General features: G+C 70.2%; 21 protein-coding genes. All 21 read left to right on the forward strand.

Annotation, left to right across the window (positions count from 1 at the left end; all coding sequences use genetic code 11):
* Window positions 1-4: 4 nt before the first annotated feature.
* On the forward strand, window positions 5-1,123 hold the full coding sequence (locus tag OCH7691_RS21615; RefSeq protein WP_085885697.1) for a DUF5131 family protein: 1,119 nt from the start codon (window positions 5-7) through the stop codon (window positions 1,121-1,123).
* A 12-nt stretch (window positions 1,124-1,135) separates the two neighbouring features.
* On the forward strand, window positions 1,136-1,543 hold the full coding sequence (locus OCH7691_RS21620) for a hypothetical protein (RefSeq protein WP_139839846.1): 408 nt from the start codon (window positions 1,136-1,138) through the stop codon (window positions 1,541-1,543).
* Between the two features lie 71 nt (window positions 1,544-1,614).
* A complete protein-coding gene (locus OCH7691_RS21625; protein ID WP_139839847.1) occupies window positions 1,615-3,171 on the forward strand; it encodes a DNA cytosine methyltransferase in 1,557 nt (518 codons plus the stop codon).
* Window positions 3,168-3,914: a helix-turn-helix domain-containing protein gene (locus OCH7691_RS21630; RefSeq protein WP_085885700.1), complete on the forward strand. Its 747-nt coding sequence runs from the start codon at window positions 3,168-3,170 to the stop codon at window positions 3,912-3,914. The genes OCH7691_RS21625 and OCH7691_RS21630 overlap by 4 nt, the downstream gene beginning before the upstream one ends.
* Entirely contained in the window at window positions 3,911-4,819 is a 909-nt protein-coding gene (locus OCH7691_RS21635; RefSeq protein ID WP_085885701.1) for a hypothetical protein, read from the forward strand. The genes OCH7691_RS21630 and OCH7691_RS21635 overlap by 4 nt, the downstream gene beginning before the upstream one ends.
* Before the next feature lie 398 nt (window positions 4,820-5,217).
* The gene (locus OCH7691_RS21640; RefSeq protein ID WP_085885702.1) at window positions 5,218-5,835 is read left to right on the forward strand and encodes a DUF1441 family protein; all 618 of its coding nucleotides are present in this window, start codon (window positions 5,218-5,220) and stop codon (window positions 5,833-5,835) included.
* Window positions 5,835-7,925: a phage terminase large subunit family protein gene (locus tag OCH7691_RS21645; protein ID WP_085885703.1), complete on the forward strand. Its 2,091-nt coding sequence runs from the start codon at window positions 5,835-5,837 to the stop codon at window positions 7,923-7,925. Before OCH7691_RS21640 ends, OCH7691_RS21645 begins: the two co-directional genes overlap by 1 nt.
* Entirely contained in the window at window positions 7,925-8,485 is a 561-nt protein-coding gene (locus OCH7691_RS21650; protein ID WP_085885704.1) for a hypothetical protein, read from the forward strand. Before OCH7691_RS21645 ends, OCH7691_RS21650 begins: the two co-directional genes overlap by 1 nt.
* Entirely contained in the window at window positions 8,485-10,017 is a 1,533-nt protein-coding gene (locus OCH7691_RS21655) for a phage portal protein (RefSeq protein ID WP_085885705.1), read from the forward strand. Before OCH7691_RS21650 ends, OCH7691_RS21655 begins: the two co-directional genes overlap by 1 nt.
* Window positions 10,010-11,941, forward strand: coding sequence for a phage major capsid protein (locus OCH7691_RS21660; RefSeq protein ID WP_176245201.1), 1,932 nt, complete (start codon window positions 10,010-10,012; stop codon window positions 11,939-11,941). The genes OCH7691_RS21655 and OCH7691_RS21660 overlap by 8 nt, the downstream gene beginning before the upstream one ends.
* 71 nt (window positions 11,942-12,012) lie before the next feature.
* A complete protein-coding gene (locus OCH7691_RS21665) occupies window positions 12,013-12,258 on the forward strand; it encodes a hypothetical protein (protein ID WP_139839848.1) in 246 nt (81 codons plus the stop codon).
* 13 nt (window positions 12,259-12,271) lie between these two features.
* Entirely contained in the window at window positions 12,272-12,583 is a 312-nt protein-coding gene (locus OCH7691_RS21670; protein WP_085885708.1) for a head-tail joining protein, read from the forward strand.
* The gene (locus OCH7691_RS21675; protein ID WP_085885709.1) at window positions 12,580-13,239 is read left to right on the forward strand and encodes a DUF6441 family protein; all 660 of its coding nucleotides are present in this window, start codon (window positions 12,580-12,582) and stop codon (window positions 13,237-13,239) included. Before OCH7691_RS21670 ends, OCH7691_RS21675 begins: the two co-directional genes overlap by 4 nt.
* The gene (locus OCH7691_RS21680; protein ID WP_085885710.1) at window positions 13,236-13,661 is read left to right on the forward strand and encodes a hypothetical protein; all 426 of its coding nucleotides are present in this window, start codon (window positions 13,236-13,238) and stop codon (window positions 13,659-13,661) included. Before OCH7691_RS21675 ends, OCH7691_RS21680 begins: the two co-directional genes overlap by 4 nt.
* 16 nt (window positions 13,662-13,677) lie before the next feature.
* A complete protein-coding gene (locus tag OCH7691_RS21685; protein ID WP_085885711.1) occupies window positions 13,678-14,619 on the forward strand; it encodes a phage tail tube protein in 942 nt (313 codons plus the stop codon).
* 49 nt (window positions 14,620-14,668) lie between these two features.
* Complete coding sequence (locus tag OCH7691_RS21690) at window positions 14,669-15,214, forward strand: hypothetical protein (RefSeq protein ID WP_085885712.1); 546 nt, start codon at window positions 14,669-14,671, stop codon at window positions 15,212-15,214.
* 77 nt (window positions 15,215-15,291) lie between these two features.
* Entirely contained in the window at window positions 15,292-15,438 is a 147-nt protein-coding gene (locus OCH7691_RS23430) for a hypothetical protein (protein WP_176245202.1), read from the forward strand.
* Window positions 15,422-19,993 (forward strand): tape measure protein, encoded by a 4,572-nt coding sequence (locus OCH7691_RS21695; RefSeq protein ID WP_085885713.1) that lies wholly within the window; start codon window positions 15,422-15,424, stop codon window positions 19,991-19,993. Before OCH7691_RS23430 ends, OCH7691_RS21695 begins: the two co-directional genes overlap by 17 nt.
* On the forward strand, window positions 19,993-21,030 hold the full coding sequence (locus OCH7691_RS21700) for a hypothetical protein (RefSeq protein WP_085885714.1): 1,038 nt from the start codon (window positions 19,993-19,995) through the stop codon (window positions 21,028-21,030). Before OCH7691_RS21695 ends, OCH7691_RS21700 begins: the two co-directional genes overlap by 1 nt.
* Complete coding sequence (locus OCH7691_RS21705; protein WP_085885715.1) at window positions 21,031-21,747, forward strand: hypothetical protein; 717 nt, start codon at window positions 21,031-21,033, stop codon at window positions 21,745-21,747. It begins immediately after the preceding gene.
* A 4-nt stretch (window positions 21,748-21,751) separates the two neighbouring features.
* Window positions 21,752-23,273 (forward strand): hypothetical protein (locus OCH7691_RS21710; protein WP_085885716.1); only part of this gene is annotated, 1,522 nt, incomplete at its 3' end.

The following is a 23,273-nucleotide window of genomic DNA, read 5'->3' on the forward strand; positions in this document are numbered from 1 at the left end:
GGCCATGGGCGACCATAGCAAGATCGAGTGGACCGACGCGACCTGGAACCCGATCCGGGGCTGCAGCCGCGTCAGCCAGGGTTGCGTCAACTGCTACGCGGAACGGGTCGCGGCGCGGTTCTCCAAGCCCGGGCAAGCCTATGCGGGGGTGATCGATCGCCACGGCCGCTGGAACGGCCGGATCCGGCTGGTCGAGCACAAGCTCGACGAACCGCTGCGGTGGAAGAAGCCACGCCGGATCTTCGTGAACTCCATGTCGGACCTGTTCCACGAGGCGGTGCCGGTCGAGGTCGTCGATCACGTTTTTGCCGTCATGCGCCTGGCGGCGCAGCACCGGTTCCAGATCCTGACCAAACGACCGGCCCGGATGCGAGCCTATCTGGCCGACAGATCGACGGCCAGGGCGACCAGTCGCGGCGAGATATTCGCCAAGCTCGCGCCCGGCCATCTGATGGAGGGCTGCAGCTGGCCGCTCCGGAACGTCTGGCTCGGTGTCTCGATCGAGGACCAGGCGACGGCCGACGCGCGCATTCCGGACCTGCTGGCGACGCCGGCGGCGGTGCGCTTTGTCAGCTACGAGCCGGCAATCGGGCCGGTGGATCTGTCCCGGGCCATCGCCATCGACTGGCAGTGCACGACATGTCGCAGCTATTTCAGTGGCCCCCATCGGCCGACCTGCCCTGGTTGCGGCGCGGTTGGCGGCTGGTGCGGGTCTCACGCCTTCAACGGGCGAGGTTATCCAGACGGGCCGATTGCGCCGTCGCAGCGTGGGGCCGGCATCGACTGGATCATATGTGGCGGCGAGAGCGGCCCGGGCGCGCGGCCGATGCATCCTGATTGGGCGCGTTCCGTTCGCGACCAGTGCAGGGCGGCGGGAGTGCCGTTCTTCTTCAAGCAGTGGGGCGAGTGGGCGCCGACAGGTCAATCGACGGCGGCGGACGAGAAAGCGGCTGAAGGTGACTTCTTCCTCTTGCACTCCGACGGCGGGATCGACGTTCCCGACGACAGATGGCCGGACGACGAGAGCGGCGAGATTGCCATCACGAGAATCGGGAAGAAGGCCGGCGGCGCGCTGCTGGACGGCGTTGCGCACAGGGAATTCCCGGACGATCCGGGCGCATGAGGGGAGGCTGCATTGGCTGGACGAAAACCGAGATTCACAGCGGAAGAGATCGACCGGGCGGTCGCCTGGCGCGAGGCCGGCCGATCGTGCGCGTTCATCGCCCGACGATTGGGCAAGTCGGAAAGCGCCGTCTATTGGAACTTGCTGCGCGAGGGCGTCGACCCGGTCGCCTATCGCGACCGGCCCCTGCCCGCCGTGCCTGTCGAGCCGATCGTCCAGCGTCGGGGTGACCATGTCATCCGCCGCTTCACGCGCGACGAGGACGACCAATTGCTGGCGCTCGAGGCCGAGGGGCACAGCTACCAGGAGATCGCCCGGCGGCTCGGCCGCCAGCGCAACAGCGTCTACGGCCGCGCGCTGACCCTGACACGCCACCAGGCGCGCGGCACTGTCGACGCGGATCCGGCGGTGACGCCGTGATGTCGAGCGAGGGGCGCGACCATGTCTGAAAGGAATTGCTTCCGGTGGCGCTCGGCTGTCGGTGCGCGGCCGTGAGCGACGGCCTCGTCATCGACAATTTCGCCGGCGGCGGCGGCGCCTCGACCGGCCTCGAGCAGGCGCTCGGCCGGGTCGACGTGGCGATCAACCACGACCCGCGCGCGGTCGCCATGCACGAGGCGAACCATCCCGAGACGCGGCACCATTGCCAGTCGGTCTGGCGCGCCGACCCGCTCGACGTGACGGGCGGCCGTCCGGTGCGCTGCGCCTGGTTCTCGCCGGATTGCACCTATTTCTCGAAGGCGAAGGGCGCGGCGCCGATCCGCGACGGCCAGCGGCACCGCCGCGACCTCGCCTGGGTCGTCGTGCTCTGGGCCGAGCGGGTCCGCCCGGCGGTGATCCTGCTCGAGAATGTCGAGGAGTTCCGGGACTGGGGGCCGCTGCTGGAAAACGGCCGGCCCTGCCCGGTCTCGAAGGGCATGACCTTCCGGCGCTGGAAGCGCCAGCTGCAGCGCCTCGGCTACCGGGTCGAGCATCGCGAGCTCCGCGCCTGCGATTATGGCGTGCCGACCAGCCGGAAGCGCCTGTTCGTCGTCGCCCGGTGCGACGGCCTGCCGATCGTCTGGCCCGATCCGACCCATGGCGATCCGGCCAGCGAGGCGGTCGCCGCCGGCGCGCTCAGGCCCTGGGCGACGGCGGCAAGCGTGCTCGACTGGTCTCAGCCGATCTACTCGATCTTCCTGACGCGGGAAGAGGTCAAGGCCCGGCGGCTGCCCTGCCGCCGGCCGCTCGCCGACAACACCATGGCGCGGATCGCCCGCGGCGTGCAGCGCTATGTCCTCGACGCGGCGGAGCCCTTCATCGTGCCGATCACCCATACGGCCAACAAGTCGGTGCATGGGATCCATGATCCGCTCCGCACCATCACGACGGCGCATGGCGGCGAGTTCTCGCTGGTCTCGCCCTTCTTCGTGCCGCGCTACGGCGAAAGGGCCGGCCAGGCGCCCCGATCTAGCGGCCCGGCCGAGCCGATGCCGACAATCGTGCCGACCGCCAACGGCGCCTCGCTCGTCGCCGCCTTCATGGCGCAGCACAACCTCGGCATGGTCGGCCATCCGCTGACCGACCCGCTCTCGACGATCACGACGCGCGGGACCCAGCAGCAGCTCGTCGCCTCGCACCTGATGAAGTTCCGCGGCACCTGCCGGGACGGCCAGCCGCTCGCCCGGCCGGTGCCGACGGTCACCTCGGGCAGCGAGCATCTGGCCGAGGTCCGGGCCTTCCTGATCAAGTATTACGGCGCCGGAATCGGCCAGGCGGCCGCCGATCCGCTGCACACGATCACGACGCAGGACCGCTTCGGCCTCGTGACCGTCGCCGGCGAGGATTACGCGATCGCCGACATCGGCATGCGAATGCTGACGCCGCGCGAGCTCTTCTCCGCCCAGGGCTTCCCGTCCGACTACCGGATCGACTTTGAATATCGGGGCAAGCCGCTCTCGAAGGTCGCCCAGATCGAGCTTTGCGGCAATTCGGTCCCGCCGGGCCTCGCCCGCGCGCTCGCCGCCGCGAACGTGCCCGGCGCACTCTCGATCGAGGCCGCGGCATGAGCCTGCGCGCGATCTCCTACGTCTTCGACCACTCGCTGGCCGAGGGAAAGGCGCGCCTGGTGCTGCTGGCGCTGGCCGACTATGCGGACGAGAACTGGATCGCCTATCCCTCGGTGAAGCGGCTGGCGGCGAAGACGCGGATCTCGGAGCGCGGGATCTTCCGGTTCCTGGGCGATCTGCAGAAGGCCGGCGAGCTGGAAAAGGCCGGCGTCGGCCGCCGCGGCGTCGTCCGCTATCGCATCATCAAGCGCGACGGGACCGAGGAAGAGGACGCGCCGCCGTCCTATCGCGAGCGCCTGCGCCGCGCCCGGACCCCTGCCAGTAGTGGCAGGGGTGAAACCGCCGCGACCCCTGCCACAAGTGGCAGGGGTGAGGACGCGACCCCTGCCAGTAGTGGCACCCCACCCCTGCCAGTAGTGGCAGACAAACCTTCAAAGAACCTAAAAACAAAAAAACGCGCGCGAGGCGGCGAGCGGCGGTCAGCCGACCAGATCATGCAGGACTGGTGGCGCGACAAGCTCGAGGACTTCCGGGACGACGGCGTCTGGCCGGAGCGCGAGCGGATCGGACCATCGCCGGCGGAAAGCGGTTGCCGCGCACCGCCGCAGCTCATCGAGGAGATCCTGGGACCCGGTCGGGACGACGGTGGGCCCGGGACGGAAGGTGAAGCGGCGATGCCGGCGAGCGAGCCGGTGCCGGCGGTGAACGTGGCCAGCGGCGAGGCGGAGGAGATCGGGCAATGACGGCAGTGGCAGCGGCGGAGAGCGGGCAGGTGATCGACTATTCCGGGTTGATGCAGCGCTGGCCGGATGCCGGCGATCTGCGCGCCGAACCGCTGCCGGCGGCGGCGCTGCTGCGCCACCGTGGCAAGCCGGTCTCGCCGCTGACCTGGCCGGAGGAACGGCTCGGCACACTGCGCCACGTCACGACGCCGGACGGGCGGGAACTGCTGGTCGCGATGGACCTCGAACCGTGCGAGCCGGGGAACGTGCGGACCCGGTTCCGGCGCGCCCGGCCGGGCCGGGCGACGGTGTCGGTGGCGATGTTCGCCCTCGCCGCGCGGCCCGCCCGACCGGAGGCGGCGGCCGCCGCGCCGGTGCCGCACCTGACGCTGCCGCCCCGCATGGCGGCGACGACCGAGACCTGGCGGCGGCTGCGCCCGGACAATCTCGCCGTGATGCTGCGGCGCCGGGTGCTGACCGCCGACCAGGTGGTCGCGGCCTACGAGATCCGCGACCTGTTCGAGGCGATCGCCTGCGGGCTCGACGCGCGGGCCACCGACTACGCGATGCGGGTCGATGGCGGCGGCCGGTCGCCGCGCCACCCGGTCGACGGGCTGTCGCCCCGGCTCTGCCGGCGCTGGAAGGACGTCTGGTGCCCGTGGGCCAACTGGGCGCGCGCCCCCTTCCACGTCTGGGACGGGCCGCGCGGGACCGGCTGCGCCGACCGCTTCGCCGTGACGCTGGCGGTCGCGGTGGACGGGCTCGGTATCGAGGAGATTATCGAGCGTCACCATGTCCACGGCCGGCGCAAGGATGCCCGCGCTCGTTTCCGGGCTGCTATCCGGGAGTCCCTCGACCATTGGCAGGACCTGCGTTCGGGGCTTCGGACGAGCTGGTCGACAGTCTTGGCAGATCTGGAGGCTTGACAGCGGGACGCGGCAACAGGTAGTTTTCGCGACAGTCGCGAGCGGTGCGACAGAAAGGCCCGAGGGTGAAAGCCCGGCGGGCCTTTTTTGTGCCCCCCCGTCACTGTCCCGCGACCTGGTGGTCTGTGCGTCGCGTGCCCGCCCCGCCGTCTGCCTCCCCCCTCGAGGCGGCCGGCGGGGCGGATCCGCCTGCCGGTCCAGCCGACCCCGATATCTGGTGCCGTCCTGCCCGACCCACGAAATCTGGGGGTCGAGCGCCGATCGAAACCCAACATCTGGGGATCGCGGGTCCTTCCCGCCGACCTCAAAGCCATGCGGGCGGCGAGCGCAAAAGTTTTTCTGCCCGGCCTCTCTGACTAACCCTCTGTTTTCATTCTTGTTTTTGACGTCACACAGCCATGACCGATGACCTGACGACACAGGCGCCGGCCGAGGATGCACAGCAATTCGTCCGCGGCCTGGCCGAGACCGCGGCCTTCTTCGAGGTCACAGCCCCGACCGTTCGCGCCTGGATCGACCGCGGCTGCCCGGTCGAGCGAAAGGGCGGCCACGGGGTTTCCTACGCGCTCGACCTGCGCAAGGTGGCGGCCTGGCGCCGCGACCAGGCGGAAGCGGAGGCAGAGGCCGACGCCCGCCGCGCCGAGGTCGAGGAGCAGCTGCGGCTGGAACTGCTCGGCCCCGACGCCATGCCGTCCGAGACCGCCGACCGGCTGACGCCAAAGCAGGAGGCGGACTGGCTGCGCGGCGAACGCGAACGGATCCAGATCGCGGCGCTCCGCCGCAAGCTGGTCGAGGCGGCCGCGCTGGAGCGCGACCTGGCGCGGGTGATGGCGCAGCTGTCCGAGCGGTTGCTCCTGGTGCCGGACGAACTCGGCCGGATCCGCGGCTGGAGCGACGAGGAAGTCGAAGCGGTGCGGGAGAAGATGGGCGACCTGGTGAACGATGCGATCGACGCCGCCCGCGACGTGCTGACCGCCGGCGAGACCGCGGTGACGGCGGACGACCAGGCGGCGTGATGGCGAGCCGGCACCTGACCCGCGACCAGCTGCCGGCCTTCGTCGATCATCGGCAGGTCATCCGGCGGGCGCTCGAGGCGGCGCGGCCGCCCCGGCGCGTCACGGTGAGCGAATGCGCCGAGCGTCACCGGCACCTGAACAAGCCGGGATCCTACGTCGGGCCCTGGCGGAACGAAATGTCACCCTACCTCGCCGAGATCATGGACCGCACGGAGAGCCGGCGGATCACGATCCTGGTGGTGGTCGGACCCTCCCAGTTCGGCAAGACGGAGATCCACATCAACTTGGTCGGCCACGCGATCAAGTATCGCCGCCGCGACATGCTGCTGATACGGCCATCGAAGAAACTCGCCGACGACTTCGCCGAGCGGCGCCTGGAGCAGGACCTGTTCCGCCACTCGCCGGACTTCGCGGCCGAGCTCGGCGAGAGCGACAAGGCGCTGACGAAGGTGTTCCGCAACGGTGCGATGCTGACGATCGGCTGGCCGACCGCCGGCGAGCTCGCCGACCGGCCGGTGCCGATCGTGATGCTCGACGAACGCGATCGCATCAAGGACGACATCGGCGGCGAGGGCGACCCGATCGCGCTGGCGCGCAACCGGATCCGGAGCTTCGACCGCGACGGGCTGATCCTGGCGACGTCGTCGCCGTCCAGGACCGACCATTCGGGCATCATGCCGTTGTTCGAGGACGGTGACCGCAATCTCTGGTTCTGGCCCTGCGCGCATTGCGGCGAATTCTGGTCGCCGGGCTTCGACCTCGATCGCCAGCCGACGACCGACCAGCTCCGCTGGCCGGAAGGCGCAGACCCGGAGGAAGCGCGCGAGAATGCCTGGCTGGTCTGCCCGCATTGCGGCGGCATCGTGCTGGAGCACGAGAAGCGGGCGATGAACCTGCGCGGGGTCTGGATCCCGGACGGCATGGCGGTGACACCAGACGGCGCGCTGACCGGAACCGCGCCGGGCGGGCGGATCGCGAGCTACTGGTTTTCCGGCCTGGCGTCGAATTTCAACCGGCTGGGCGACCTGGCCGCCGACCTGATCACGGCGCGGCGGTATCATCGGCAGACCGGCGACGATTCGAAGCTGAAGACGGTGCTGAATACCGGCTTCGGGATCCCCTACGTGCCGAAGGCCGGATCCCGCCAGGTCGATTCCCACGCGGTGCGCTCGCGCGTCGAAGGCTACCGGATGGGCGAGCTGCCGGAAGGCGTGCTCTACCTGACGGCCGCGATCGATTGCCAGGCGTGGGGCTGGCCGGTGCTGGTGAAGGGCTGGGGTCGCGATGGTGAAAGCTGGAATATCGATCGCTTCCAGGTGCGCCAGCTCGCCGACGGCCGTACCGACTGCGATCCGGCGGCGCATCCTGAGCATTGGGACGAGCTGCTCGGCCGGGTGATCCGGCGGCGATACCCGTTCGCGGCCGACAATGCTCGCGGACTGGCGATCGCCAACACAGCGCTCGACACCGGCGGCCTCGACGGGGTGACGGTGAACGCGCGGCGGTTCTGGATCCGGTGTCGCCGCGCGGGCGTGGCCGACGGGGCGCTTACGCTGGTCAAGGGCGCGAATACCCGGTCGGCGCCGCTCCTGGCGCGGCCGACCGTCGAGGCGAACGACCGCGGCCGCCGGATCCAGGGCGGATCGAAGATCTACCTGGTCGGCGTCCATGCGTTGAAGAAAACGGTCGTCGACCGGCTGCGCCGCAAGGCGCCCGGCCCCGGCTACATCCACCAGCCGGAGGACATGCCGGCCTACTATTTCGAGGAGGTCGCGGGCGAGCGACTCGGCGACAAGGGTGCCTGGGAAAAGGTCGGGGTGAACGACAGCCTCGATCTCGAGGTCTACAACCTCGCGGCCGCGCTCAGGATCCGGCCGGAGCGGATCGACTGGCGCCTGCCGCCCCGGTTCGCGATGCCGGTGCCGATCGCCGACGCCGACGGCTCGCCGGCGCCAGCGGGTCCGCCCGCCACCGACGACACATTCGAGGAACCGGCCGCCGACGACGTCGAGATCCTCGACCTGTCCGGCCAGGCACCGGCGCCGCGCCCGCGGCGGCCCCGTCCCGCCCCGTTCGTCAAGAGGTTCTGATGGTCACCATTCCGACGACGATGCCGAGCCGACTGGTCGCCGGCGACCGCTGGCAGTGGCGGCGCGAGGACCTGGTCAGCGACTATCCCGCCGGGGCCGGCTGGGCGCTGGCCTACGTGCTGCGCCCGCCGGAAGACGGCGTGCCGGTGGAGATCGATGCGAGCGCCGACGGTGACGCCTTCGCGATCGACGTGCCGTCGGCCACTACGGAAGGCTATACGCCGGGGACCTATCGCTGGTCGGCCCATGTCACCCTCGGCGGCGAGCGAACCAGCGTCGATACGGGATCGGTCAGGATCGACCCGGACCTGGCGAATGCCGCGCATTCGACGGTATCGCATGCCGCGGCGGCGCTGGCGGCGATCCAGACGGCGATCGAGAACGCGGCGGCCGACAACCAGCAGGCCATCACCATGCCGGACGGCACGAGGATCGAGCGGCTCGACATGGCGCAGCTGCTGATGATGCGCGACCGCTATCGCCGGGAGGTCGCCCGCGAGAACGCCGCCACGAGCGTGCGCCCGCCGCGCGGCCGGCTGATCAAGACAAGGTTCCGCTGATGGCCCTGCTCGACATCTTCCGCCCGCGCGCGGCCGCGCCGAACCCGGCCACCGCGCCGTCGACCGAGCGCGTCGAGCCGACCCTCGTCAAGCGCCGGAGCTTCAAGATGGCGAAGACCGGCCGCCTCAATGCCGGCTGGTCGACCCAGTCGCGGCCGATGGCGCAGATCCTGAAGGCGGACCTGTCGGCGATGCGCGCGCGGAGCAACGACCTGGCGCAGAACGACCCCTACATGCGGCGATTCCTGTCGCTGTGCAAATCCAACATCGTCGGCCCGGACGGCGTGCAGCTCCTGCCGCAAGCCCGCCGCCCGAATGGCGACCTGGACGAAGCGGACAACCGGACGATCGCGGCCGCCTGGAAGAAATGGCAGCGGGTCGCGATGGTGACCGGCCAGACCTTCCGCACGGCCGAGCTGACGATCGCGGCCAGCGTGCCGCGTGACGGCGAAATCCTGATCCGCATGGTGACGGGCTGGCGGCGCAACGAATTTGGCTTCGCGCTGCAGCTCATCGGCGCGCGGCACCTCGACCATCGCCTGAACTTCGACCGGCCGAACGGCAACCGGGTCCGGCTCGGCATCGAGTACGACGCCTGGCAGGCGCCGGCGGCCTACTGGATCACCACCGAGGACCCGACCGTCGAGACGATCGCGCTGACCGGCAAGCGACACCGGCGGATCCCGGCATCGGAGATCATTCACCTGTTCGTCGGTGACTGGGATTCCCAGGGCCGGGGCATCCCCTGGGTGCATGCCGCCGGCGACCGGCTGGAAAAGCTCGGGGCCTACGAGGAGGCCGCGCTGGTGGCGGCGCGGATCGGCGCGTCGAAGATGGGTTTCTTCGAGGAGGCCGAGCCCGACGCCTACACCAATCCCGGCGAGGACGGCGAGAGCGATCTCGAATTCGACGACCGCGGCGACATCATCCAGGACGCGGAACCGGGCCATTTCGAGCGCCTGCCGGCCGGCGTCCAGTTCAAGGACTGGAACCCGGACTATCCCTCCGGCGAATTCGAGCCGTTCCGCCGCGCGATGCTGCACGGCGTCTCCGGCGGCGTCGATCTCTCCTATGCCTCGCTGACCGGCGACCTGTCCCAGGTCAATTTCTCCTCGACCCGCTACGGCGACCTGCAGGAACGCGCCTCCTGGCGCCTGCTGCAATCGATCTGGATCGACATCTTCTACGAGCGCCTGAAGGACGCCTGGCTGGAAGCGGCTCTGCTGACCGGCGCGCTCGACCTGCCGCCCTCGAAGATCGGCAAGTTCCGCGAGGCCGCCTGGCAGCCGCGCGGCTGGGAGGAGGTCGACCGCGCGAAGGCGGCGAACGCCGACAAGACGGAGCTGCGGCTCGGCCTCTCAAGCCGCACGGAGATCTGCGCCCGCCGGGGCCGCAGCTTCGAGACGATCGTCGATCAACTCGCCGCCGAACAGGCCTACGCGGCACGCAAGGGCGTGGACGTCTCGCGCTTCAGCCTCGAGGACCCGGCCGCGACCGCCGGAAACGATGAGAAGGAAACGGACAATGCCTGAACCCGCCGCGCTCGAACTGCAACGCCACGGCTTCCGCCTCGGCCAGATCCACCTGCGCGAGGCCGGCGACGGCAAGCCCGACGATGTCGAGGTCGCCTTCTCGTCCGATACCCGGGTCGACCGGGGCTACTACATCGAGGTGCTGGATCATTCGGCGGGCGCCGTCGACCTGGAATGGCTCGGCTCCGGCCGCGCCAGCTTCCTGATGGATCACGATTCCCGCAACCAGATCGGCATTGTCGTCAATGCCCGTATCGACGACGACGGCGTGGGCCGTGCGTCGGTGCGCTTCGGCAAGAGCGCGCGCGCGAAAGAGGCTGAGGACGACATCCGCGGGGGCACCCGCCCCAATGTCAGCGTCGGATACGAGATCCGCGACGCGATCGTCGTCGGCGAGGAAAACGACATCCCGATCGTCATGGTCACGCGCTGGCGACCCTTCGAGATCAGCTCGGTATCCACACCGGCGGACGAGGCGACCGGCATCGGTCGTTCGGCGGCTGCGGACGCGGGCTCCTTCACCATCCCCCTTCAACAGACGAGGTCCCAGATGGAACCCACCCCCACCCCCACGCCGGCGACCCCTGCCCCGGCCGCAACCCCGGCGTCGCCGCCGCAGCCCAGCGCCGACGAAATCGCCCGCGCCCGGCGCGAGGCGCAGGACAGCGAGCGCGCGCGGATCCGCGAGATCGTCACGCTCGGCCAGCGCCACAACTGCAGCGACCTCGCCGAGAAGGCGGTCACCGAGGGCCGGAGCCTCGCGGAGTTCCGCGGCATCGTGCTCGACAAGATCGGCGAATCGAAGCCGCTGGAGACGCCGCGCGGCGAGCTCGGCATGGAGGACGGCGAGGTGCGCCAGTTCTCGCTCTACCGGGCGATCCGCGCGCACCGCGCCGGCAACTGGGCGCAGGCCGGCTTCGAGGCCGAATGCAACCGGGCGGTCGCCGAGCGCGTCGGCCAGGATCCGCGCGGCTTCTACGTGCCGTACGACATCCTGAAGGCGCCGATCCGCGCCGACATGCAGCAGCGCGACATCAACAAGGGCACGGCGGCGCAGGGCGGTTACCTGGTCGGTACCGATCACCGGGCGGACTCGTTCATCGAGTTGCTGCGCAACCGCATGGTGATCCGCCAGCTCGGCGCGCGGGTGCTGTCCGGGCTGGTCGGCGACGTGGCGATCCCGAAGCGGGCGTCCGGTGCCACGGCCTACTGGATCGCGACCGAGGGCGGCAACACGACCGAGAGCACGCCGACCTTCGGCACGGCGGCGCTGACCCCGAAGACGGTCAGCGCCCGGGTCGACATCACCCGCCAGATGCTGCTCCAGTCCGACCCGTCGGTCGAGGGCCTGACCCGCGACGACCTCGCGCTCTCGCTCGCGATCGCGATGGACGCGGCGGCGATCTCGGGCTCGGGCGCCGACGGGCAGCCGCGCGGCATCCTGAACATGACGGGCCCCGGCCTGGTGCCGGGCGATACCGACGGCGCGGCGCTCACCTGGGCCGACGTCGTGCAGCTCGAAACCGAGGTCGCGATCGACAACGCGGACATGGGCTCGCTCGCGTACCTGACGAACGTCCGCGTGCGCGGTGACGCCAAGGTGACGACGAAGGTCGCATCGGACGCGGCGGCCGGCTTCATCTGGGAAAACAGCGCCAACCCGCTGAACGGCTACGCCGCCGCCGTCTCGAATCAGGTGCCGTCGAACCTGACGAAGGGCGGCGGCAGCAACCTCTCGGCGATGATCTTCGGCGACTGGTCGCAGCTGCTGATCGGCGAATGGGGCGTGCTCGACCTCAAGCCCGACGAGACCACGCTCGGCGATTCCGGCGGGCTGGTGCTGCGCGCCTTCCAGTCGGCCGACCTCGTCGCCCGTCACCCGGAGAGCTTCGCGACCCGCGAGGACATCATCACCGTCGCCTGAGCGCGGTGATCTCGACCGAGGACGGCCCGGCGCTGGTGCCGGGCCGTTCCCTTTCAACAGGAGACCAGACCATGGCCCAACAGCCGAAACCCCCGTTCGACGTCGTCATCGCCCGCGCCACCAAGATCAACGGCCAGGCCGTCATGGTCGGCCAGACGGTGAAGGCCTCGCACGCCGACGGCAGCTATCTCTGCGGCATCGGCAAGGCCGTCCGCGCCGACAGCGACGCGGCAAAGGCGATCCTTGCCCGCATCCCCGCGAGGAAGACGGACAAGGCGGCGGCCGACAAGGCGGCGGCCGGCAACCCCGCCGCCTGACCGGCCCGATCCGATGGCCCTCGCTCGCGCGGCGGATTTCGCCGGCATCTTCCGGGATGCCGGCGTCGCCGCCCTCTACACGCCGGCCGGCGGTGATCCGGCCGCGGTGACGCTGATCCCATCCGGGGAGCAGGCGTCGGCCGGGGCATTCGGCCAGGAATTCGTCCAGGCGCAGGATCTCTACCTGGCGCGCGTTTCGGAAATGCCGAGCCCGGCCGAAGGCGATGCCGTGACGATCGGCGCGACGGTCTACCGGATCCAGTCGCCGCCGCGGGCCGCCGCACGCGGCTTCCTCTGGTGGCTGAACCTCGCGGAGACGTCATGATCGGCGCAAAATTCGAAGGCGACCTGCCACGCTACATGAAGCAGGTCGGCGAGACCTATGCCTTCGCGACCGAACGCGGGACGCGGACGGCGACGACCCGGGCAAAGCAGCTCATCCGGGCGCAGATAGCCGGTGCCGGCCTGTCGCGCCGGCTCGGCAACACCTGGCGCGACAAGTTCTACAAGAACGACAGGGTCAATGCCCGCGGCTTCGTCTTCACGCGGGCGCCGGACATCATCAAGGGGCTCGCCGCCTCGACCGTCATCCGCGCGGCCGGCGGTCGCTATCTCGCCCTGCCGACGGCCGCCGCGCCGAAGGTCTTCGCCGGCAAGAAGGTAACGCCGACGAACTGGCCGGAGGGTCGCTTCGGCAAGCTGGAATTCGTGCCGCGCCCCGGCAAGCCGCCGCTGCTGGTCGTGAAGGACCTGAAGGCGAGCTACAGCCGCGCCGACGGCCGGGTCCGGGGCTTCCGTCCCCTGACCGCCCGCCAGCGGGCCAGCGGCCGGACGCCGACCGCGACGGTGATCATGTTCGTGCTGGTCCCGAACGTGAGGACCCGCAAGCGGATCGATCCGCGCGCGATCGAGCGGGCCGCGCGGAAGGCGCTCCCGGATCTCATCGCCGCCGAGTTCGCGGTCCGGCGGCGGCGGACGTGAGCGCGCTCGAGCTCGCCCTCGACGCGGTCAAGACCGCGCTCGCCTCGATCGAGGGGCTGGACATCCATCGCAACCGGGACCTGCCGGTGAAGATCGCCGCCGGCGGCTTCGCCTCGCTGCATGACGGCGAGTCCGGCGAGCCGGAGGCGCTGCTGTCGCCGGCACGCTGGATCTACAGCCACACGGCCGACCTGGTGATCGCGGTCGAGCGCGCCTCGCCGGCGGCGCGCGATGCGGCCTTCGACGCGCTCCGCGCGGCGATCGGCGCCGCGCTGGTCGCCGACCGCACGCTTTCCGGCACGGTGGACTGGGTCGAGGTCCAGCCCGGCGTGATCGACACAGAAACGCCGGATGGCGGCAACGGCATCAAGGCGGGATCGATCCCGATCCTGCTCGAATTCACCGCCGACAACCCGTTCTGAACAGGAGGATACCCGAATGGCCCGAGCCCGTGGCGCGAACGCGCAACTGCTCCTCGACTACGAATCGGTCTACGGCACGCCGGAGGCCTCCGGCGGCTACCTGAAGCTGCCGTTCATCTCCTCGACCCTCGGCTCGCAGCAGCCGCTCGAGGCCTCGGCCGTGCTCGGCCAGGGCCGCGACCCGATCGACCCGTTCCTCGGCCCGATCGCGCTCGACGGCGATATCGTCGTGCCGATGGACATGGTCTCGATCGGCTACTGGCTGAAGCTGCTGTTCGGTGCCCCGACGACAAGCGGGGCCGGTGCCTTCGATCATGAATTCGTCTCCGGCGCCGCGGCGCTGCCGAGCGCGGCGATCGAGGTCGGCATGCCGGATGTCCCGGCCTTCGCCCTGAACGCGGGCGTCAAGGCCAACACGCTCGGCCTCAACCTGCAGCGTTCGGGCGAGGCGCAGGCGACGATCGGCCTGATCGGCCAGACCGAGACGATCGACAGCACCTCGGTGGACGGCGCCCCGACCGAGCCTGCCTTCCTGCGCGCCTCCCAGTTCCAGGGCACGATCAAGGCCGATGGTACGGCGATCGCGGACGTCGTCTCCGCGACGATGAACTATTCGAACGGCCTGGACCCGGTCGGGGTGATCCGCGGCGACGGGGCCATCGCCGGCGTCGACGAAGGCCAGGCGGCCTGCACGGGCACGATCGTGACGCGCTTCTCGGACACCGACTTCTTCGACGCCGCGGCCGCCGAGACGCCGATCGAGCTCGAACTGGCTTACACCCGTTCGGCAAGCGCGAAACTGGTCATCACCCTGCACGAGGTCCGGCTGCCGAAGCCGAAACTCGCCGTCCAGGGCCCCGGCGGGATCGAGGCGAACTTCGATTACATCGCCCGCCTGGACGGCGTCGCCGGCCAGATGCTGACGGCGGTCCTGACCAACAGCATCGCCGCCTACTGACCGGCGCATTTGCGCCGGTCAGCGTCCCGACCACAACCGGAAGATCGACATGGCCATCAGACTGAACCTGCCGACCGAGGATTACTGGCTCGACCTCGGCCAGGGCGTCCGCGTCCAGGTCCGACCGCTGACCGCGGCCGAGTACCAGGTCGCGCAGCAGCGGAGCGTCGTCAAGGCGCGCGAACTGGGCGAACAGCGCCGCGATATCGAGGCGGCCGGCGGCAAGGTGACCGGGCTGGTCGACAGCGCCGACCGGGTCGACGCCGTCGGCATCGGCGCGTTCCTGTTCGGCCAGGCGCTGGCGCGGGCCGGGATCGTCGCCTGGGAAGGGGTGCTCGGCCCGGACGGCGATTCGGCGCTGCCGGTCACGGTCGAGAATGTCGAGAACTTCATGCGGATCCCGTCGATGCATACCGCGTTCGTCCGCGAGTACCTGGCGCCGCTCAACCTGGTGAGTGCGGAGGGAAACGGCTCCGCGCCCTCGCCCAGTGGCACTGGAGCGGCGGGCGCGACTATTGCCGGCGGTGCCACGAAGCGGAAACCCCGTGCTCGCAAGGCCGCGCCGGCGCGACCGGCGAAAAATGCCCGTACGTAGCGAACCGGCCGGAGACCGTCGAGGGCGCCCAGGCCCTCGATATCGTCTACCGGGCGGGCAACTTCCTGCGCTTCGGCATGGCCGGCGGCTTCGCCGGGCTGGACGTGACCGGGCTGATCGATCTCGCGGCCGCGCTCGGCTATCGCGGCCGCGCGGTCGCGGCGCTGATCGCCTCGGCCGGCGCGGGGATCTCGGAGGGCATGCAGGATGGCGGTAACACCTGAAGCGCCGATCCGGGTCGGCGTCATCAAGGGCCGCGAAGCACTCAGCGAGCTCGCCGAGATCGGCCGCCAGGGCCAGGCGCACCTGAAATCGATCGACGCCGGCGTCGGCCGGCTCGAGCAGTCGATGAAGCGGACGATCGGCCAGACGGTCGGGCTGCGCACCGCGGTCACCTCGCTCGGCGCCGCGTTCGGCGGCTTCTCGCTGGTCCGGATCGGTCGCGAGATCCGCGATGCCTCCGACACCTATTCGGGCTTCATCGCGACGCTGACAGCCGGTACCGGCAGCGCCGAGGCCGCGAACGAGGAATACAACTACCTGCGCGAGACCGTCGCCCGTCTCGGCCTCGAGATCCAGTCGGCGGCGCCCGGCTTCACGAAACTGACCTCGGCGACGCGCGGCACGGCGCTCGCAGGCCAGGCAACGCGCGACATCTTCGAGAGCGTGGCAATCGCCGCGCGGGTGTTGAAGCTCGACACCCAGCAGACCGACGGCGCGCTCCGCGCGCTGGAGCAGATCGCCTCTAAGGGCGTGGTCTCCATGGAAGAGCTGAAACTGCAGCTCGGCGACCGGATCCCGGGCGCGATGCGAATCGCCTCCGAGGCGATGGGCGTCTCGACGGCCCAGCTCATCAAGATGATCGAGTCCGGCGAGCTGCTGTCCGAGGACTTCCTGCCGAAATTCGCGGCGCGCCTGAAACAGGAATTCGCCGGCGCGCTGCCGCAGGCGATGGAGGCCGCCCAGGCCTCGACGGCCGCGCTGAACAACGCGCTCTTCGACCTCGGCACCAATATCGCCGCCTCCGGCTTCATCGACGCCTATATCGGCAGCGTCGAGGCGCTGACCGATGTCGTCGGCTTCGCGGCCGCCCATACGGACGAACTGACGAACGGCGTGATCGCGCTCTCCACCGCGCTCACGGCGAGCGCGGTGCCGGCCCTGCTCTCCGGCGCCGGCGCGGCGGCGGCCTTCACCGCCGCGCTGCTCGCAAACCCGATTGTGCTGGCCGGCCTGGCGATCGGCGGCGTGACGTTCGCGCTGCTCGAACTCGCCGATGCGCACCGCACGGCGGCGGAAGAGATCGAGCGGGCTGACGCCGTCCAAAAGCAGATGATCGCGCTGCGCGAGCAGGCCGCCAAGGCAACCGGCGATGAGGCGGAGGCGATCGACAGGAAGATCGCGGCGCTGGAGCGGGAAGAGAAGAAACAGGCCGATGTCCTGCGCGGGCACCTGGTGAGCGTCGAGGCGAAAATCGCCCAGTTGCGGCACCTCGCCGGCGGCGAGGATCCGGGCACCTTCGTCTTCAGCGATTTGATCCGCCAGCGGACTGACTTGCAAAACGCGCTCAACCGGATCACCGGCCAGATCAGCGAGGAAGAGCAGTTCTGGCGGGAGCTGACCGCCGGCGGCAGCCTGCTCGGCGAGGGTGCGGCCCGAGCCGCCGACGGCGTTCGCAACATGACGGACGCGGAGAAGGAACTGAATGCCGCGATCAAGGAAGGCGCTGACGAGATCCTGGTCTGGACCGACGCCTTCGAGGCCGCGCTCGACCTGGAGAACCGCCGGCTGGTCAAGCAGAACGAGGTGATCGACGGCCTGAAGACCGAGCGCGAGGAACTGACCCTGAGCGCCCAGGAGATCCGGATCCGGCATGCCCTGCTGAAGGCCGGTGTCGAGCGCGACAGCGAGGCCGGAAAATCGATCGTGGCACTCGTCAAGAGCATCGATGCCGCCAAGAAATCGAGCGCGGACCTGGACGGCATCGTCGAGGATGCGAACGACGAACTGGCCCGAATGGCGGCGGAGGCCGAAGTCGCCGGCACGGCGATTCTCAAGATGCAGGGTGACCAAGCGGCGTTTCGCGGCGCGCGTGCCGAACTGGAATTCCAGAACCAGCTGCTGCGCAACCGGATCGAAGGGCACGGCGAGTTGAATGCCGCGCTCGAACTCGAACGCGAGATCCGCGAGCGTTTCCCGGCCGCGTCGGAAGAGCAGATCCAGGCATTACTGGCCCAGAAGCGCGTGCAGGGCGAATTGACCGACGCCGTGGCGGAGCAGGAACGGGCGGCGCAAGATCTCGCCCGTGCCTACGACCAGCTTGCGCGGAACATCCAGGACTCGCTGGCCGACGCCTTTTACAACGTGCTCGACGACGCCGATGAGGGCTTCGACGAATTCTTCGACAATCTGGTCGATCTCGCGAAGAAGGCCGCTGCCCAGATCGCGGCGGCGATGGTCATTCAGCCGGTACTCGGCGGGATCGGGAGCGCACTCGGGATCGGTGGCCAGATCGCCGGCGGTGGCGGCTTGCTCGGCAGCCTGTTCGGCGGCGGGACCACGGGCAACGCGGGGGCGCTCGACATCGCCAAAACCATCGGCGGGATACTGCCGAAGCCCTTCGACATCAGCGGCGCAATCGGTGCAGGCGGGTTGTTCGCGCCCGCGACCGCGACTTCGCTCGGTGGCGGCTTTGCCTCGTCTGCGGCCGGCGGGCTGGGCGTGGCGGCTGTGCCCGGTGGCGTGTCCAATGTTGGCTATGTGACCGGAGCGGCCGGTCCTCTGGCCGGTGCCGCCCCCTTCCTGGCCGGTGCCGGAGCCTTGGCCGGTATCGCCTCGCTCGCCTTCCTCGGCTATTCCTCGGTTGCCGGCAACAAGCCCATTCCCCGCGCCGCCGCCTCGGTCGGTGTCGGCCCGGACGGACGGCTACTGGTCACCGACGCGCAGACCCGCGACAAGGCCCCGCAGGAGGTCGCCGACCAGTTCGGCCAGCAGCTGATCGCGGTGCTGCAAGGCTTCGCCGACGCGACCGGCGGGACGTTCGCCCCGGACTTCGACGCGCGGATCGGCTTCAACGCGGTCAAGAAGGCGTTCGACACCCAGATCAGGGGCGTCGATCCGGCCGACGGCTTCCTCGTTTCCGAGAACGGCGACGCGATCCAGAAGACCCCGATGTTCCGGGAACTGGACGACGCGCTGAAGCGGATCATCGTGGACTCGGTCGAGAACGGGCTGATCTCCGGCGTCGATGACGCGGACATCGCAGTCCTGCTGCGCGAGGGGATCGAGGAGGGCCTGCGGCTTCTCCAGATCAAGTCGCTGTTCCGGGACGAGGTGACGGATCCGGTCGAGACGACCCTGATGGACATGATCGAGGCGCTGGAGCCCGCCTTCGAGCAGCTTGTCGCGGACGCCAAGAAGGCCGGGATCGACCTCGTCAAGGTCGAGGCGGCGCTGACCCGCGACCGCCTGAACATTCTCCGCCAGGCCACGAAGGAGCAGCTGGAGGAACTGGCCGCCTCGCCGATCCGCTTCGTCGCCGATGCCCCGGCCCGTGATCGTCTGGCCCCGCTGGAGGCGGAGGTCGAGCTGGCCCGCCGCGAGGCCATCGACCTGATCAACGAGGAAATCCTCGCCAACCAGGCACTGGCGCAGGAGGCGGAGCGCGCCCGGAACTCGCTCGACGGGATCCGCGAGGGGCTGGCGGAATTCGCCGACTCGCTCAAGCTCTCCGATCTCTCGCCGTTCACCCCTGCCGAGAAGCTGGCGGAGGCGCGCAGCCAGTTCGACACGCAACTGGCGCTCGCACGCGGCGGCGACGTGGACGCGCTGGCGGGCTTCACCGATATCGCCCAGGGCTTCCTTGAAGCCAGCCGGGCCTTCAATGCTTCCTCGGCCCCGTTCCAGTCGGACTTCGACCTCGTGCAGGCGGTGCTGGAGGAATTGCAGACCTCGTCGGTCACCTCGAAGGACAGCCAGCAGGCGTTCCTCGACGAGATCGCCGCGCAGAACCAGTTGCTCGTCGACATGGCGGCGGCGCTCAGCGAACCGGAGGGGCCGAACGCCGGCCTGCTCCGCGACCAGCTGGCCGAACTTGCCGGCATGGGTGTCGGCATCGACGGGCTCTCCGCCGGGATCGAGGCGACGCTGAAGGTGCAGGAGCAGGTCGCGGCGCTGCTCGGCCAGATCAACGCACGGAACCAGACGGCGACCGAGAAGGCGGCGGAGGCAGCCGCCAAGCGGGACGCCAAGGCCCGCGAGGACATCATCCCCGACGACATCCCGACGACCGACGAACTGGTGCAGAGCCACCGCGACCTTCAGGCGATCATCCGCGACGGCAGCTTCGGCGGCACGACCCTGTTCAACAGGAATGGCGGGGCCTTCTCGAATTCCGGCACCGACGATCCGAACAGCCTGCGCGGCTTCGCCACGGGTGGGCTCGTGCCGGGCTTCGGCGGGACCGACAGCGTGATCGCGCGGGTCACGCCGGGCGAGTTCGTGATGACGCCGGGCGCGGTCAACGACATCGGCCTGCCGGCGCTCACCGCGATGAACCGGGGCGGCGCCTTCGACGGGCTGGCGGCCGAGTTGCGCGCCATGCGGGCGGAGATCGCGGCCCTCCGCGCCGACAATGTCCGGCTCACCGAGACCGTCGCCCGGGTCGGCGCGAGCCAGATCGACGAAATGCGGCGCGGCACGGCGGTGGTCGATGACGGCCTCGGCCGGATCGCCGATTCCGCCGAACGCAAGGCCCCGAGGCAGAGGAGTGCCGGCTGATGGCTACCCGCTTCTACAACCGGGTCCGGGAGACCTCGACGACGACCGGGACCGGGGCGCTGACCTTGGGCGGCGCGCCGACCGACTACCTGACCTTCGCGGCCGCGGTGCCCGACGGCGCGGCGGTCGCCTACATGATCATCGCCTGGCCGGACTACGAGATCGGCGTCGGCACCTTCACCGCGCCGGACCAGCTCGGCCGCGACACCGTGCTGGAAAGTTCCAACGGCGGCTCGAAGGTCGACTGGCCGGCCGGCACCCGCGACGTGATCGCGACCGCGCCCGGGCAGCTCCTGTTCGACCTGGGCGGCGCCAACGCGCTGACCGGCAGCCTCGATATCTCCGGCGGCACGCTGACCGGCGAGATCGGCACCGGCAACCTTGCCGCGGGCGCGGTCACCAACGCCAAGATCGCCGACGGCACCATCGGCTTCTCGAAGATCGTCCAGACCAGCGCGGCGATCGCCGACCAGGCGACGATGGAGGCGGGCGCCAGTTCGTCGCGCTGGGTGACGCCGCTCGGCACGAAGCAGGCGCTCGACTACCACGTGCCTCGCACCCCGATGGCGGGCGGCACGACCAACGTGATCTCGGGCAGCCCCTCCACGATCCAGTTCACCAGTATCCCCTCCTGGGCCCGGCGGATCACCATCGGCCTCCATGACGTCTCCTATACCGGGGGCGGGCTGATCGTGCAGATCGGCCCGTCCGCCGGCGTCGACACGACCGGCTATGTCTCGGCGGCGGCGAAGATGCGCCACGACGGCTCGGGCCCGGAGATCTTCTCCAACACCGCGACCGACGGCTTCCTGATCGGCGGCACGGCGGAGACCCTGAACGGCGTCGTCACCCTGCTCGCCCCGGTCGCCGGCGAGGCGCGCTGGATCTGCGCGGCGCACGGCATGGCGGGCACGGCGCATGCGTTCTCGGCCGGCGGGCGGAAGGCGATCGCCTCGGGGATCCTCGAACGCATCACCTTGCGCGGCTCCGGCATCACCTTCACCGGCGGCCGCGTCAGCATCACCTGGGAGGCATAGATGGACTTCCCGAAGGACGAGGACCTGCAGGCGAGCTTCGGCCCGTTCAACGAGACCTTCAAGTTCCGGACGACGAAGCGGCCGGAGCTGGTCGGGGCGATCCCGGTAACGGTCGGCCCCGGGCAATGGGTCGGCGTCGTCTCGGTCAAGATCACCGGGGCGCAGCCCGGCGACCATTACGACATCGAGGGCCAGATCGGCGTGACCAACGAGCTCGGCCACCCGGTCAACGTCTCGGCGAAGTTCGTGCTGGCGCGGAACCGCGACATCGGCGACGGCGCCTTCGTCGATATCTCGGAAGGCGGCGGGCCGAATGTCAGCGGCTCGGCCAACGCCGCGACCGACCCGCTGTTCCTCGGCAACCGCCATCACGAGGTGCTGACCGAGATCGGCTCCTTCGTCTACCCGGCAGGCGGCACGTACAAGCGGATCGTGCTGGCGCTTCGCGCCGTCTCCAGCGTCGCGCAGACCGGCGAGACGCTGAAGATCGACCCGGACAGCAGCGACATCAGGGTGACGCGCTCGCGCCGGGTCGAGCCCTCCGCGCCGCCCGCGACCGACCTCGCGGCGCTCGAGGCCCGCGTCGCGGCGCTGGAGGCGGCGAGCGGCGGCGAGACCCTGCCCCCGCCGCCGGCGGCGATCACGGGCGATATCGAGAACCGCGTCGCGGCGCTCGAGGCGAAGCTCGCGGCGGCCGGCCGGGCGCTCGGGGCCTGAGCCGATGCTGGGCCTTCATCCGACCGGCTCCCAGCCGCTCGCCTCGGGCGGCTACGCGGACTTCGCCTATCTCTACGTGCCGGGGCTGTTCGAGCAGCTGATCGCCGACCCGGCCCCGGCGCTCGAATTCCTCGTCGAGATCGTCGCCTGGGACCGCGCGGCCGGGGCGACGACGACACTCCGCTATTCCATGCGGGGCTTCACCTCCGGGCCTTCGGACTCGGTCGCGAACACCCATTACGAGGGCCGGCTCGCCTCGCCGTTCCGCTTCTCGCAGTCGATGTTCCAGGCGGGCGCGCTCGGCGGGCGCTCGGAGCCCTCCTTCGGCACGATCCGGCTGATCAACCTCGACGGCGGCCTCGACGGCCTCGCCGACATGGCGATCGACGGCCGGGAAGTTACCGTGCGGGCCGGCGGCATCGGCTTCGGCTACGACGACTTCCTGACCATCCTGTCGGCCACGGCCGAGGGCTGGCGCTTCACCGAGACCGAGGTCGAGCTGGCGATCCAGGACCAGGTGATCGCGCTCGACAGGCCGCTGCAGGAGACGCTGTTCGACGATACTGCCGGCGATCTCGAGGGCCAGCCGCTGCCGGTGGCGCTCGGCATCTGCCGGAACGTGACGCCGCGCCTGATCGACGCCGCCGGGCTGGTCTACAAGGTCGCCGACGGCGCGGTCGAGGCGATCCCGGCGGTCTATGACGGCGGTGTCGCGCTCACCGGCGGATCGGCCCCGACGCTCGATCTCGCGAACGGGGAGTTCACGCTCGCCGCCTCGCCGGCGCAGGAGATCACCTGCGACGTCACCGGCCAGACCTTCGGCGGCGGCTCGGCGCCGGTGACGGCCGGCGCGATCATCCGGGCCCTGCTGGTCGAATATGGCGGGCTCACCGATCCGGACGACCTGGTGCCGGCGGACTTCGCGGCACTGGAGGCGGACAACGACGCGGCCATCGGCCTCTATATCCCGGATTCGCGGACCATCCCGGCGATCCTCGACGACATCATCCGGACCATCGGCGGCTTCTACACCTTCGACCGGCAGCGGCGCTTCTCGCTCGGCGTGCTCAAGGGGCCGAATGTCGGCTCCTACGTGGCGGCCTTCGGCGAGACCGAGATCGTGACGCTCTCGCGCCGCGACCTGCCGGACGATCTCGCGCCGATCGTCTGGCGCTGGCGGGTCGGCTACCGGCGGAACTGGACGGTGCAGACCTCCGGCCTTGCCGGCGCGGTGACCGACGAACGCCGCGCCTTCCTGGCGGAAGAGACCCGCGTGCAGACGGCGGAGGATGCGAGCGTGCGCACCGCAAGCCCGCTGGCGGCGGAACCGCCGCTGGTGCCAGCGCTCTACGACGGGGCGGCCGACGCGGCGGCCGAGGCGGCCCGCCTGCTGGCCCTCTTCGGCGTGCCGCGCTTCATCTACGAGGTCCGCGTCAAGGCGCTCGGCTACCGGCTCCGGCTGAACGACACCGTGCGCGTCACCTATGGCCGCTACGGGCTCGACGGCGGCAGGACCATGCGGGTGA

Source organism: Oceanibacterium hippocampi (assembly GCF_900172325.1).
GTDB lineage: Bacteria > Pseudomonadota > Alphaproteobacteria > Sneathiellales > Sneathiellaceae > Oceanibacterium > Oceanibacterium hippocampi.